This window comes from Sphingomonas edaphi (assembly GCF_003583725.1).
In the GTDB taxonomy this organism is placed as follows: Bacteria; Pseudomonadota; Alphaproteobacteria; order Sphingomonadales; family Sphingomonadaceae; genus Sphingomicrobium; species Sphingomicrobium edaphi.
Genome location: NZ_QXTF01000002.1, coordinates 48945 through 62695 on the forward strand (window position 1 = coordinate 48945; position 13751 = coordinate 62695).

13 protein-coding genes are annotated in these 13751 nt (G+C 62.0%); 5 read left to right on the forward strand and 8 right to left on the reverse strand.

Features of this window, described 5'->3' with window-relative positions:
- Nucleotides 1-33 precede the first annotated feature (33 nt).
- Together D3M59_RS07070 and ruvA are read right to left on the reverse strand one after the other, a co-directional pair.
- Nucleotides 34-447 carry a GFA family protein gene (locus D3M59_RS07070; RefSeq protein ID WP_119532966.1) on the reverse strand — a complete coding sequence of 138 codons (414 nt, stop codon included), beginning with the start codon at nucleotides 445-447 and terminating at the stop codon, nucleotides 34-36.
- Nucleotides 444-1040, reverse strand: a complete 597-nt coding sequence (gene ruvA, locus D3M59_RS07075; protein ID WP_119532967.1) for a Holliday junction branch migration protein RuvA — start codon at nucleotides 1038-1040, stop codon at nucleotides 444-446. The genes D3M59_RS07070 and ruvA overlap by 4 nt, the downstream gene beginning before the upstream one ends.
- Nucleotides 1041-1176: 136 nt before the next feature.
- Between ruvA and D3M59_RS07080 the strand changes: the two genes are divergently transcribed.
- The gene (locus D3M59_RS07080; RefSeq protein WP_119532968.1) at nucleotides 1177-2667 is read left to right on the forward strand and encodes a glycosyltransferase family protein; all 1491 of its coding nucleotides are present in this window, start codon (nucleotides 1177-1179) and stop codon (nucleotides 2665-2667) included.
- Between the two features lies 1 nt (nucleotide 2668).
- Here D3M59_RS07080 and ruvC read toward each other — a convergent pair whose 3' ends face one another.
- Genes ruvC through D3M59_RS07100 form a run of 4 tightly spaced genes read right to left on the reverse strand, consistent with a single transcriptional unit; the run spans nucleotide 2669 to nucleotide 4489 of the window.
- Nucleotides 2669-3151: a crossover junction endodeoxyribonuclease RuvC gene (ruvC, locus tag D3M59_RS07085; RefSeq protein ID WP_119532969.1), complete on the reverse strand. Its 483-nt coding sequence runs from the start codon at nucleotides 3149-3151 to the stop codon at nucleotides 2669-2671.
- On the reverse strand, nucleotides 3151-3894 hold the full coding sequence (locus D3M59_RS07090; RefSeq protein WP_119532970.1) for a YebC/PmpR family DNA-binding transcriptional regulator: 744 nt from the start codon (nucleotides 3892-3894) through the stop codon (nucleotides 3151-3153). The genes ruvC and D3M59_RS07090 overlap by 1 nt, the downstream gene beginning before the upstream one ends.
- A gap of 8 nt (nucleotides 3895-3902) precedes the next feature.
- Complete coding sequence (locus tag D3M59_RS07095; RefSeq protein WP_119532971.1) at nucleotides 3903-4223, reverse strand: heavy metal-binding domain-containing protein; 321 nt, start codon at nucleotides 4221-4223, stop codon at nucleotides 3903-3905.
- A gap of 23 nt (nucleotides 4224-4246) precedes the next feature.
- Entirely contained in the window at nucleotides 4247-4489 is a 243-nt protein-coding gene (locus D3M59_RS07100) for a DUF2312 domain-containing protein (RefSeq protein ID WP_119532972.1), read from the reverse strand.
- Between the two features lie 149 nt (nucleotides 4490-4638).
- Between D3M59_RS07100 and pyk the strand changes: the two genes are divergently transcribed.
- The gene (gene pyk / locus D3M59_RS07105) at nucleotides 4639-6090 is read left to right on the forward strand and encodes a pyruvate kinase (protein ID WP_119532973.1); all 1452 of its coding nucleotides are present in this window, start codon (nucleotides 4639-4641) and stop codon (nucleotides 6088-6090) included.
- On the opposite strand, the gene D3M59_RS07110 is transcribed toward pyk, so the two are convergent.
- Nucleotides 6087-6956 (reverse strand): NAD(P)H-hydrate dehydratase, encoded by an 870-nt coding sequence (locus tag D3M59_RS07110; protein WP_119532974.1) that lies wholly within the window; start codon nucleotides 6954-6956, stop codon nucleotides 6087-6089. The genes pyk and D3M59_RS07110 overlap by 4 nt on opposite strands.
- The gene (locus D3M59_RS07115; protein WP_119532975.1) at nucleotides 6953-7723 is read right to left on the reverse strand and encodes a histidine phosphatase family protein; all 771 of its coding nucleotides are present in this window, start codon (nucleotides 7721-7723) and stop codon (nucleotides 6953-6955) included. Before D3M59_RS07115 ends, D3M59_RS07110 begins: the two co-directional genes overlap by 4 nt.
- 220 nt (nucleotides 7724-7943) lie before the next feature.
- Here D3M59_RS07115 and D3M59_RS07120 point away from each other — a divergent pair, with 220 nt between their 5' ends.
- Genes D3M59_RS07120 through D3M59_RS07130 form a run of 3 tightly spaced genes read left to right on the forward strand, consistent with a single transcriptional unit; the run spans nucleotide 7944 to nucleotide 13716 of the window.
- Entirely contained in the window at nucleotides 7944-9530 is a 1587-nt protein-coding gene (locus tag D3M59_RS07120; protein ID WP_147416723.1) for a hypothetical protein, read from the forward strand.
- 36 nt (nucleotides 9531-9566) lie between these two features.
- On the forward strand, nucleotides 9567-12656 hold the full coding sequence (locus D3M59_RS07125) for a TolB-like translocation protein (protein ID WP_119532977.1): 3090 nt from the start codon (nucleotides 9567-9569) through the stop codon (nucleotides 12654-12656).
- Between the two features lie 10 nt (nucleotides 12657-12666).
- Nucleotides 12667-13716 carry a PrsW family glutamic-type intramembrane protease gene (locus D3M59_RS07130; RefSeq protein WP_119532978.1) on the forward strand — a complete coding sequence of 350 codons (1050 nt, stop codon included), beginning with the start codon at nucleotides 12667-12669 and terminating at the stop codon, nucleotides 13714-13716.
- The last annotated feature ends 35 nt before the right edge of the window (nucleotides 13717-13751 follow it).

Consider the following 13751-nt stretch of genomic DNA (forward strand, 5'->3'; position numbering starts at 1 on the left):
GTGCGCGTGTACAAGGATGCCTGGCGCAGCTGATCAGTCGCGCTCGATTCCGTCGCCGACGATCTCGACCCAGTCATGCTTGCGCTCTTCCCAGACCGAGAAGGCGGGACTGAGGGAATAGGGGTCGTCGAAGGTGCCGAGCGGGATAGCGACCAAGCTGGCGAATTTTGCGTCTACCGTCGGGCCGTCATTCTTGTAGTAGACGTCGGAACCGCAATCGGGGCAAAAATGGAACATTCCCCAGTTTCCGCTGTCGGAAACCTGCTTGTGGCACTTTGACTGACCGTCGAGGCGGACCTGCGCCAAAGGCCAGCGGGCCTGCACGGCAAAGGCGCTCCCGCTGCGCTTCTTGCAGTTCAGGCAGTGGCAAACCGATACACGTATGGGATCTCCGGTCACGGTGGCTCGAAGCTGCCCGCACCGGCACGACGCATTGCGGGTGATCATTTCGCCGCCTTTCTCAAAGCGAGCCGGACCAGCGCATCCAGTGTCGCGCCTTCGCCCAGTTCCTCGTTCGCCGCGGCTACGGCCGCACTCGCCTCTGCGGGCTTGAAGCCTAGGTTGGCGAGGGCGCTCAGCGCGTCAGCGGCTGCGCCGCTTCGCGGTGTCGGACTGCCGGCCACTCCGGCGAGGGCGGGGCTGCCTATCTTTCCGGCAAGCTCATTGACGATGCGCTGCGCCAGCTTCGGGCCGACACCGTTGGCGCGGGCGACCATCGCCTTGTCACCGCGAGAGATGGCTGCGGCAAGTTCGAACGGATCAAGCACTGACAGGATCGCCAGCGCGACGCGGCCGCCGACGCCTTGGACGCTTGTGAGTTGGCGGAATGCCTCACGCTCGCCTGCCGAGCCGAAAGCGAACAACGTCATGCTGTCCTCGCGCACCTGCAGTTCCGTCAGGAGCATGACGTGCGTGCCGACCGCACCCAAAGCGTCAAGCGTGCGAGCGGACGCCAGGACGAAATAGCCGACGCCGTTGACGTCGATGACGGCATGGTCGCTGGCGGTTTCGGCGAGCTTACCCGTCAATCGTGCGATCATCGCGACTGGAACCGGTTCGACAGGATGGCGGGCGCCGGGCAGATATTCATAACGCTGGATTGCCGTGTGCTTTCTGACATGTCGAGGGGGACTCGCGCTGACGAAATCTTAATTGCGGCCGCCCATTGGTGTGTCCATGACTACCACCATGGGGGAAAAACCCGACACGCCGGGCAATGCGCGCCTGTGGTTCTGGGGACTGCTGGCGATGGCCGTCGTCCTGCGAATTGTCGCCTTCAACGCCTATTCGGCTCACCATCCCGACGAGACGATCCAGTATCTCGAGCAGGCTCACCGGATCGTCTTTGGCTATGGCGTTGTTCCGTGGGAGTTTCGCTACTTCATTCGGAGCTGGCTAATTCCGTTGATGCTCGTCCCGCCTATGGCGCTGGGCGAATGGCTCAATCCCGGCGGTACGCTTTACTTGGTCCTGCCCCGTGCGATGATCGCGCTTCTGAACTTCACGCCAGTCGTTGCCGCGTGGTATCTGGGGGCCCGCCTGTCGCGGCAGCATGCGATTGTCGCCATGGCGGTCGCCGCCATCTGGGTCGAATGCGTTTACTTCTCCGTCCAGACGCTGAGCGAAAGCTTGGCCGTCGCCTGCTTCCTGACCGCTGCTGCCCTGCTCCATGCGAACGCGCGAATGTCGGCAATCGCCGCCGCCGGTGTGTTGATGGCGCTTGCAGGCCTCATGCGCTTCCAGTTCGGTCCGGCGATAGCCGCTTACGGCATCATGATCGCCGGCAAGGACCTGCGCCTATGGAAAGGTCTCATCATCGGCGGCCTGCCTGTCGTGATTGGCGGAGCTGCTATCGACATCGCCATGGGCCTTTCTCCCTACCAATGGATCGTCACCAACTATCAGCAGAACATTGTCGAAGGGCGGATGAAGCGTATCGGGGGTGTCAGCCACTGGACCTATGCGCAGGCCGTCATCGCATACTGGAAATGGGCCCTGTTCATTATCGTTCCGCTGGCTGCTCTGGCTTGGCGCGAAAACCGTGCGCTTATGATCGCGGCACTGGTCAACATTCTGGTCCACCAACTCATCGGCCACAAGGAGTATCGCTACCTCTGGTTGTCGATGCACATCGTGCTGCTGGTGGCGGCCATGGGGTCGGTGAACCTGCTTCACCTCCTCGCAGAACGGCACGGCTGGCGCGTAGCGTCTGGAAAAGTATTTACGACAACTCTCGTGCTGGCATGGGGGGCGGCGTCCTTGGCGCTTGGCTTAACACCGACCTATCAACTGGACTGGCGAAAGAGCGGCGATCCTTCGCGGCTTGCAGCAGCGGCACTCAGCAATCCTAAAGTTTGTGGCATTGCCGTTCCGCGAAAGCAATATTCGCTGTTCGGCTATTCGCTGCTGCACGAGCCAAAACCAGTGTTCCTGCTCCGACCGACTGGCCAGCAGTCGCTAGCGACTCCAGGTATTGCGGCCAGCGGGTTCAACGCCGCGCTTGCATGGGAACAAGACCCCGGACCAGGCGGAATTTGGCAAAAGCTGGAATGCATGGGGGGAGCCCGCGATCGCATCTGCCTATATCGCCGCCCGGGCGGGTGTCGGATCGACCAAGGTAACCGCCACCTCCTTTACCAGGAAACGCTGCATCGCGTGGACATGTAGCCTAGGTCCGGCGTGCCGTCGCCAAATGGTGCGCGTGGGTGATGGCTACGGCCAATGCATCGGCAGCGTCGGGCCCGGCGATTTCCGCGCCGGGCAAAAGCCGTCTTACCATCGCATGGACCTGCGCCTTGTCGGCTGCGCCAGTGCCAACGACGGCTTTTTTTACCAAGGTCGGCGCATATTCTCCCACCTCAATTCCGGCCTTGGCGGCGGTCATCAGAACGACGCCGCGCGCCTGACCCAACTTCAGAGTCGATTGAGGATTCTTGTTGACGAACACCTCCTCGGCGGCCGCGGCCTGGGGCGCGCGGTCGGCGATCAGAGCCTCCAACTGGCTAGCGAGGTACGCGAGCCGCCGGGGCAGCGGTTCGGCCGCGTTCGTCCTGAGCTGTCCATTGGCGACATGGCTCAGACGGTTGCCTTCGGCTCTGATGAGACCCCAGCCGGTCGTGCCAAGGCCGGGATCGAGGCCGAGGACGAGGATCAGCCCAGCTTCTCCAACTCGGCATCCGAGATCTCGTAGTTGCCCCAGACAGTTTGAACGTCATCGTCTTCTTCGAGCGTGTCGATCAGCTTCATCAGCGTCGCGACATCGTCACCCGCGACGTCGACCGGGGTCTGCGGCTTCCAGGCGAGCTTTACCGCTTCCGCCTCGCCGAGTGACCCTTCAAGGGCCTTGGCTACTTCGTGGAGCGAATCCACCGAGGTCCAGATCTCATGTCCCTCCTCGTCGCTCTGTACATCGTCCGCGCCCGCGTCGATCGCGGCTTCTAGAACTTTGTCGGCATCGCCAACGCTACCCTGATATTCGATGAGGCCCATGCGGTCGAAGCCGTGGCTGACCGAGCCGGAGGCACCCAAATTGCCGCCGTTCTTGGAGAAAGCGGTTCGGACGTTGGTCGCAGTGCGGTTGCGGTTGTCCGATAATGCCTCGACGATCAGGGAGACGCCCCCCGGGCCAAAGCCTTCGTAGCGGATTTCCTCGTAATTCTCCGTGTCGCCTGTCGAGGCCTTGTCGATCGCGCGCTGAATGTTGTCCTTCGGCATCGACTGCGCCTTGGCGGCCAGGACGGCAGCGCGGAGGCGCGGGTTCATGTCCGGATCTGGCATGCCCATCTTCGCCGCGACCGTGATTTCGCGGCTGAGTTTGGAAAACATCGCCGAGCGCTTCTTGTCCTGAGCGCCCTTGCGGTGCATGATATTCTTGAATTTGGAATGGCCTGCCATCGGTATGTTTATCCCAGTTTTACGGCGGTGCCGCTGGCAGAGACCATGAGCATCGAGCCCGCCTTGCCAAGCACTTCATAATCGAGGTCAACCGCGACCACCGCGTCGGCGCCAAGGTCGGCGGCCTCGGCCTGCAACTCGGCCAGCGCTTGATTGCGCGCGTCGCGCAGCGCATTTTCATAGGCGCCGGACCGGCCGCCTACGATGTCGCGGACGGAGGCGAAAAGGTCGGAGAAGATGTTAGCACCGACGATCACTTCGCCCGTGACGATGCCCAGGTGTGTCCGGATCGGACGGCCTTCGACGGTTGGCGTGGTGGTCAGGATCATCGGCGACTCCCCTTGATGCTGAGTCAGGCGAGGCCCAGCGCGTTGCGATAGGTTTCGAGCAAGGCGTCGGCTTCCTGGCGAGCGTGAGCTTCCATCCGGCGGAGGGCGACGATCTTGCGCATGGTCTTCGTGTCGTAACCATTGGCTTTGGCCTCCGCATAGACGTCCTTCACGTCGTCGGCGATGCCCTTCTTTTCCTCCTCAAGACGCTCGATGCGCTCGATGAACAGCCGCAGTTGTTCCGCCGCGACATTGCCTTCGCTCATTTAGGTCGACCTTTCGAATCCGGTTTGATGTTTGAATAACGAGGCGGTTCCCTAGGCGAGCGCCCGGCTCGCCTCAACCCGGTTGAACCGTAACAGCCAGCCGCTATGGCGGGGCGGCAACATGAGGACGGGAGTCGGATAGGGTGACGATGCTGAGGCCAAGGGCGCGCAAGGTGAAGGTCCTGGCGACGCTGGGACCGGCTTCGTCTAGTCCCGAGATGATCCGCGCGCTGATGGAAGCCGGCGCAGACGCTTTTCGCATCAACATGAGCCATGGCGAGCAGTCGGAAAAGGCTCGGCTGGTCGAAATTATTCGCGAACTTGAGAAGTCGCTACATCGGCCGACCACCATTCTTTTCGATTTGCAGGGACCGAAGCTTCGGGTCGGCAAATTCAAGGGCGGATCGGCAATAGTGCAAACAGGCCAGCGCTTCGTCTTGGACGACGACCGCGCACTCGGTGACGAGACCCGCGTCCAGCTGCCACATCCGGAACTGTTCGCGACGCTGAAGGCTGGCGATCGATTGCTAATCGACGATGGCAAGGTGCGGCTGAAGGCCCTTTCGGTCGACGACGCGCGAATTGAGGCGGAAGTGGTCGTCGGCGGAAAAGTGTCGAACAACAAGGGCGTCAACGTTCCCGACGTGGTCGTGCCAATCCCCGCGTTGACCAAGAAAGACCGGAGCGATCTCGATTTCGCGCTGGAGCAGGGAGCGGATTATATCGCCCTATCCTTCGTCCAGCGGCCAGAGGATCTGGCCGAGGCGCGCGAGCTGGTCGGCGAGAAGGCCGCGCTCCTCGCGAAAATCGAAAAGCCGCAGGCGCTAGAGCGGCTGGAAGAGTTATTGGAACTAGCCGACGCGGTGATGGTCGCGCGCGGCGATCTCGGCGTCGAGCTTCCGCCCGAAGGCGTACCGCCGGCGCAGAACCGAATTGTCGCCGCGGCGCGACAAGCTGGCAAGCCGGTGGTTGTCGCGACGCAAATGCTGGAATCAATGATTGTTTCGCCGACGCCGACGCGAGCCGAAGTCAGCGACGTAGCCAATGCGATCTACGAAGGCGCAGACGCGGTCATGCTCTCGGCCGAGAGCGCCGCGGGCAATTATCCAGTCGAGGCGGTCCAGATGATGGACAAGATCGGCCGAAGCGTCGAAGCGGATCCGGTCTATGCCGCGCGGATGCACTTCACCGAAACACCGGCCGAAGCGACGACTGCCGACGCGCTCTCCGAAAGCGCGGCGCAGATCGTGCGCATCCTCTCGGCACGTGCAATGGCCTGCTACACCTCCTCGGGGTCAACCGCGCGGCGCATCGCACGGGAGCGGGCGGCGGTGCCCACGCTGGCCATGACCGCCAGCCTGACAGTCGCGCGACGGCTGGGCCTGCAGTGGGGCGTGCACGCGGTCCACACGCGCGATGTTTCCAGCTTCGAAGAAATGGTCGGCAAGGCCAAGCGCATGGCGCTGCGCCATCGCCTTGCTGTAACCGGCGACCGGATGGTTATCATGGCGGGCGTGCCATTCAAGACCAGTGGATCGACCAATGTAATCCACGTTGTGAAAATTGCCGGCGACGAACTGGACGGGCGGTCGGATGCCTAATGTGGAAGAAGGGCCGGCACTTCGCCCGGAATTTCCCGCGCCAGGAAGCCCAGCGGCCCGACCCGGTCCGACAAGGCGCGGCCTGCTTCACCGTGGAGCCAGACCGCCCAAAGGAGGGCGTTAAGAGGTTCTGCGCCCCGGGCAAGCAATCCGCCGGCAATTCCGGCCAAAGTATCGCCAGATCCGGAAACCCCGAGCCCTGGCCCGCCGCCGCGATATTTCCACGCCCGCCCATCGGGCGCGACAGCATGGCTTTCGACGCCTTTAACAAGGACGAACGCTCGGTAACGTTTGGCGCATCGGCGGCCAGCTGCGAGCGGTTCCGATTCGATGTCCTCTGGTCGACAGCCCAACAGGCTCGCCATCTCACCCGAATGCGGCAGCAGAATCGGGGGGACAGATGTCCGGCGCACCTCTGCCTCGCAGTCAGGCAGGACGTGCAGCATCGCCGCATCTAGCGCCATCGGCTTGTCCAGTGCGAGCAGTTCCCGGCCGAGCGGCGCGGCGGCGTTGTTCGCTTCGAGTCCGGGGCCGGCCACGACCGCGTCGGCCTGATTCGCAAGCTGCGCCAGCGGTCCGATCGACGATGTAGCGAACCCGCCATCGCGATGCGTTGCATGGCCGACGACCATCGCTTCCGGCATGGCAACGCCGAGGGGAACCGCAACCGCATCCGGGCAAGCGATCTGCAGCTTGCCAGCTCCAGCGCGCATCGCCCCGTGGGCCGCAAGCAGCGCGGCGCCGGGCACGTCGCGCGATCCGGCGATGATCAGGATGGTGCCGTGGCTATCTTTGTCGCCGCCTCGGATCGTCGGTAGCGGAAATGAGTTGAGCAAATTCCGGTCGAGCGGATCGGGCAGCGTCATCGCGACCCCGTCATCATGTCCGGTTCCGCGGTCTTGAGCGTGCCCTCCGCATCGAGGGGCGCGCCATGATTCCAAAGCGCCAGCGTCGGGACGCACAGCGATTGCTCGTTCGGTTCGAAATCGTATGCGCAGATGCCGCAGTTGAGGATTTCGGCCTGCCTGTCGATCGCCAGGATCTGCCCTTCGGTCAGTTCCTCCAGTATGTAGCGCATACACAGCACGACCACTTGGTGCGCGACCACCAAGACTCGCTTGTCGGCGTAATGAAGGTTGATTGTGTTAAGCATCGAGCGGAGCCGCAGGATCACGTCTGCCCAGCTCTCTCCGCCCGGCGGGCGATGGTAGAATTTCCCCATCTTGGAACGGTGGGAGGCCTCTTCCGGATATTTCTCGCGAATGCCGAGCGTGGTCAGTCCGTCAAACACACCGAATTCGCGCTCACGCAGCCGTTCATCGAGGATCGTCGGCTTGGCACCACCGCAAAGTCCGCCAGCCGCGCAAATCGCTTCGGCGGTCTGCCGCGAACGGACATAAGGGGATGAGAGCAACACTTCGGGTTTTTCCGCCTCAGGCAGGCCAGCAAACCAGTGCCCGGTGGCTTCTGCTTGTCGGTGGCCAAGCTCGCTAAGCGGGACATCCACGTCGCGCAGGTCAAGATCGATGACGGAGAGGCCGGCCTCATGCGCGGCATCCCGCGCGACATTGCCCTGACTTTGTCCGTGCCGGACGAGCCAAAGCCGCTCCGGCCAATGCTGTCGAACTGCCATTCGCGAGCTCCTTCGGCGTCATGAAAGCCCGAGGGTGGCGAAAGGTTCAGATCAGCCGAGTCGATGACAGGTTGTTGCCATTGAATTGCGAACACGACGTTATTGCCCAGCAAAGTTTATGTATTTGAATCAACAACTTAACCCATAGCCATTTGACTTGTGTTAATTTACCATTTACCTAGCCGTCGCTTATCGCATCGCATCGCATCGGGGGCGAGCCATGGCTACCTTACAGCTGAACGGTAGTGCGCGTAGCAATCGCAAATTTCTGGTGAGTGGAGCGGCCGTCTTGGCGGTGGCCGCAGCTGCCTATGGGCTAGGGCGGGTCTATCCACCACTTGGCCCGACGGCAGGTACAGTGGCCCCGGCAGAACGCTACGTGTCGAGCCAGATCGGTGCCGGCGACGTCATGCTGGGCGATACGGCTATTCCAAAGCTGATGCAGACCGACGCGTTCGAGGTGATGTCGAAGAATCCGACATTTCGGGCGCTGGCGGCTGATCCCAATTTCGCGCAACTCGCGCAAAACAGCCAGGCGATGGCCGCAATCGCTGCCAACCCTCAGGCCTTCACGGCTCTCGCCGCAAATCCGCAGGCATTCGCGGCGACCCTGAGCGCGGCGCAAGCAGTCTCCTCTGCGGCCCGGAGTGCAAGTGCCGCTCAAAGCCAAGCGTTCTCGGCCATGTCGGCGCATAGTAGTGCGTTCAACGCGCTGGCGGCGCACCCGCAAGCATTTGCCGCGATTGCGGCCAATCCATCTGCCTTCGCCAGCTTCGCAAATAATGCGTTGGCGTTCCAGAAGGCAGCGGCCAACCCCTCGGCTTCCGCCGCGATGGCAGGCCATGCGGCGGCGTTCAAACAACTTGCCGTCGACGCCAAAGCCATGTCGGCGATTGGGCGCGATTCCCAAGCGTTCGCGGCAGTGGCCGCCAATGCCGAGGCCTTCAAGGCGCTGTCGGCCAATGCGCAGGCACTTGCGGCAGCCGCCAAAGCGGCGAGCGCATTCAGCTCAAGTGCACGGTCTGCTCTAAGCAGCCAGGTGGCAGCGGCGATGTCGCAGCATTCGGCAGCCTATCAGGCTATGTCGATGCAGCCGAAGGCGTTTGCGGCAATGGCCGGAAATCCACAGGCGTTCGCGGCTCTCGCAGCGCATCCAAAGGCTTTCGCGGCGATTGCAGCCAATGCGAACGCATTCTCCAGGTTCGCAAACAATGCGTCGGCCTTTCAGAAGGCGGCTGCCAACCCTTCTGCGATGTCGGCGATGTCGGCCAATGCCGAAGCGTTCAAAGCTCTCGCCGCTGACGCAAAGGCGATGTCAGCAATCTCGGCTAACGCCAGCGCATTCAGTGCGATCGCCGCCAATGCAGATGCTTTCGCGTCACTGGCCGCGAATGCACAAGCATTTAACGCCGCAGCCAATGCACAGGCGCTCGAGGCCATGTCGGCCAACGCGGCCGCTTTCCGCGCTTTGTCCGTTAATGCACAGGCGCTGTCGGCTTCGGCGCGCGCCGCGCAGGCGTTCAATGCATCCGCCGCCGCCGCTCGGCTGGCATCGCAAGGCCAGCTTAATGCCCGGGCGATGCAAGCGATGGCGGCCCATCCGCAGGCGTTTGCCGCGATGTCGGCGCAGCCGCAGGCTTTCGCCGCGGTTGCTCGCAATGCGAGCGCTCTGCAACTGCTGGCCCGTAACGCGAACGCCTTCAATTCGTTGGGACAGGTTCACCAGTTTCAGGCGCTCGCAGCCAATCCGGCCTTCTCGGCGGCAATGCGCAACGCAAGCTTCGCGTCCAGCCTGTCGTCGAGTTAGCGTCGGCGGGCCGCATGTTGGTCCGAAAGGGGGGTGATGAGGGGGAGCGCACGTCGCGAGATGCGCTGGAGCGGGCGATTGATAGCGCTCGCCCTGTGCGGAACGGCGACAGGGGCTCTTGCCCAAGCCAATCTTGAAGTCCCGCCAACGGAGCCCCGGCCGCCAGCCGTTGAAGATAGTCAGGCGCCTGTGCTTGGCGTGACGCCGCCGCCCCAGCCGGAAAAAACCGAACATGTGAAGCCTAGCGTTTCCGGCATTCCGCTGTCGACAATCGAGACCGACAACCAGCTATTGCTCTACTTCGACCCGACGCAGACCTACCTGACGCCCTACGTCGGCCGGGCGTTCGAAAACGCCATTGACTGGCACAAGGAGCGATTAAACTGGACGCCGTGGGACCGGACGACGGTGCTCATTAAGGACTTCAGCGACTATGGAAACGCGGCAGCGCGCTCGTCCCCGAACAATTCGGTATTGCTGGACGTCGCGCCGCTGTCGCAGCGGATGGAGACGTTCACGCCTGGCGAACGCTTTTTTACTCTGATCAACCATGAGCTGGCCCATGTCGCGACGCTGGATGCGTGGAACCAGAAGGACGCCTTCTGGCGCAGGACCCTTGGCGGCAAGCCGATGCCGATCCAGGAACACCCGGAATCAATCCTTTATCACTACCTCACCACACCTCGCGACAATGTGCCGCGCTGGTATGCTGAAGGCGCGGCAGTTTTCTTCGAGACTTGGATGGCAGGTGGGCTCGGGCGGGCGCAGGGCGGCTATGACGAGATGGTCTTCCGGGCGAAGATCCGCGACAAGGACAAGCTCTATTCGCCGCTAGGACTCGAAAGCGAGGGGATCGCGATCGACTTCCAGATAGGGGCGAATGACTATCTTTACGGAACACGCTTCTTTTCTTGGCTAGCGCTGACCTATGGACCCGCAAAGGTCATGGAGTGGCTTCGCCGGGATGAAGGAAGCGCTGCCTTCTACGCGACCCAGTTTCGGCGAGTATTCGGCAAGCGGCTCGACGATGCCTGGGACGATTGGCAGGCTTGGGAACGTCTGTTCCAGCGCGATAACCTGAACCGGCTGTCAACCTATCCGCTCACCGAGGTGCAACACCTTAGCTCCCGCGGCCTCGGCTCGATGTCTCGCGGCTTCGTCGATGAGCGAAACAACCAACTCATTGCCGCTTTCCGCTATCCGGGTGAGATCGGATTTGTAGGCACGATGGATCTGGCCACCGGCAAGCTGCGCAAGCTGTCCGAGATCAAGGGCATGATGCTCTATTTCGTGACCAGCCTAGCGTTCGACCCCGATACCCGAAAAGCCTATTATGTCGACGACAACCGGGCCTATCGCGATCTCATCGAAATCGATGTCGATACCCGCCGGAAACGGATGCTGTTACGCGACGCAAGAATAGGTGATCTCGTTGTCAACCCGCGCGACAAGTCGATTTGGGGCGTCCGGCACCAGAATGGCTATGCGACGATCGTCCGAGTTCCGCCGCCCTACGGCGGGTTCAATCAAGTCTATACGTTCGAATATGGACTGACACCGTTCGACCTCGATATCTCGCCGGATGCCTCGATGATTTCCGCCAGCTTGGGCGAGATCAACGGCACGCAGTCGGTGCGCATCTGGAATCTGGCCGCGCTCGAAGGAGGCGGGGGTCTGGAGGAGGTAGCCCGGCTCGACCTGCCTCCATCGATCCCAGAAGGCTTCACCTTCTCTCCCGACGGAAAGTCCTTGTACGGCAGCAGCTACTACACCGGCGTATCGAATGTTTTCAGGTTCGATATTGCGTCGAAGAAATATGACGTTCTGAGCAATGCGTCGACAGGTTTCTTCCGGCCAATCGTGCGGCCGGACGGACGGTTGTTGGTCTACGAATATACCGGGCAGGGGTTGAACCCATCGTTTATCAGCCCGCAGGTGCAGCAAGACCTGGGCACCGTCGAATTTCTCGGAACGAAGGTCGTCAAGGCGCATCCAGAACTGAAGGATTGGGGCGTCGGTACGCCCGCAAAAGTCGACATCGACGGACGCACTCACCGGCGCGGCATGTATCATGCGACCGGACGGATGAAGCTCGCTGCCGCATACCCAGTGATCGAGGGTTACAAGCGGAAGCCCGCGATCGGTTACTATGTCCAGTTCGAAGACCCAATGCAGTTCCACCAGCTGAGCGCGACAGTTAGTGTTTCGCCATTCGGCGATCTCCCGACCGATGAGCGCCTGCATGCGGATGTCGAATATCGCACCCTTAACTGGAAGCTGCGCTACTGGCACAACGATGCCGACGTTTACGACCTTGGCGGACCGGTGCTTAGAAGCCGCAAGGGTGATGCATTCAGCGTCGGCTACAACAAGACGGTGATTTTCGATCCGCCACGGCAGCTCGATTTGTTCGCCAACGCGACGCTCTATCGAGGGCTTGAGCAGCTGCCGGGCGCGCAGAATGTGCTCAGCCCTGAAAACATCTTCTCGACGGAAGCAGGGTTGCGCTACACCAACACCCGCAACTCGCTGGGCGGGGTCGATCACGAGAAGGGCATTGCTTGGCGGGTGATCGGCGGCACCGACCATGCGCTCGGCAAAACCTATCCGCATTTCGCGGCGGGCATCGACTATGGTGTACCTCTGCCATGGGGCAACAGCAGCGCCTGGATCTATGCCCACGGTGGCCTGGTTGGCGGGCCGCCGGAAAGTCCGCTTGGTGCCTTCTACCTTGGCAGTTTCCGCAACAACTATTTCGATAATCGGCCCGAGAAGCGCTACCGGGAGCTGGAAAGCTTTCCGGGCTTTGCCATCGACCAGATTGCCGCGCGCAGGTTCGCCAAGGTGACTGGAGAATTGAACCTACCGCCGATCCGATTCGCAGAAGTCGGGACACCGGCATTTTTCCTGACCTTTGCGCGGCCGGCAGTATTCGTGGGGTCGCTGCTGGTCGAGGCGCCGTCGGGGCGAAACTACCGCCTGAATGATATCGGCGCCCAACTCGATTTCGCGTTCACGGTCGCCATGCGCTTGCCGATGGTCTTCTCGGTCGGCGTAGCGCGCGGCTTCGGCGACAAGGACATCGACGGCGCGACCGAATGGATGGCCTCGTTGAAAATCATGTAGGCGTGGTGGCGTGACGATCGCGGATATTATCGATTGGTCGCTGGCCCTGATGCCAGTGCTCTTGATGGCCGCGCTGTTCGCTTGGCTCGACGTGTTCAAGCTGATGTCGGTTCGCGAGATGGCCGGGCTGCTGCTGCTCGGCGGCGCGACGGCGCTGGCCGCGTGGCCGGTTAGCGGGGCGGTGCTCGACCAGCTGCCGATGGGCTTTTCCTTTTACAGCCGGATGGTCGCGCCATGGACTGAGGAAATGTTGAAGCTGATGGCGGTCATCCTGCTATTTGCGGGAAACCGCATAGGCTTCAAGCTCGACGCGGTCATCTCCGGTTTTGCCATCGGCGCGGGCTTTTCGGTGGTGGAGAACATCTTCTACCTCACCCGTTATCCGGAACTGGCTGCGCCGGTGTGGATGGTCCGCGGACTAGGCACTGCAATCATGCACGGGACCACTGCGGCGATCATGGCCGCGGTCGCGCATGAACTGGGCGAGCGATCAGCGCGAAGGGCGGGCGCGGCGTTCCGGCTGAACCCGCTGTGGTTCGTCCCAGGCTATCTGACCGCCAGCCTGATCCATCTGGCATTCAATTACTTTCCCGATCGGCCGATGCTGGTGATGATGGTGACGTTGGTATTGGCTCCGTTCTGCCTTTTGGCGCTGCTTCGTTTTGGAGAGAGCGAGGCGCAGAACTGGTTGGCGGAGGAATGCACCATTCATGAGATGATGCTGGCGGCGTGGAAGAGTGGCAGATTTCCCGACGACACAAGCGGCCGACGCATCGCGGCACTGGCGCGGCGGGTCAGTGGGCAGGAGGCGGAGCGGATCCGCGCCTATTGCATGCTGAAGACGGAGCTGGTGCTGGCCGCGGAGCGCGAACTGCAGGACGGCGACCGGCACATCGCGCCGGAACAGCGGCAACGGTTCCGCGACCAGTTCGCTCAACTGGAGGCGATGCGGCAATCCATGAGCCGCACCGGTTTCGCCGCGCTTCGCCCGCTGCTTCCCTTCAGTCGTAATGACGAATGGGAGTTGTCTGAACTTCGGGAACTGATCGGCCGCGATTGACCAAATGGCCTCGCGCGTCGAAAGAGCGGCCAACA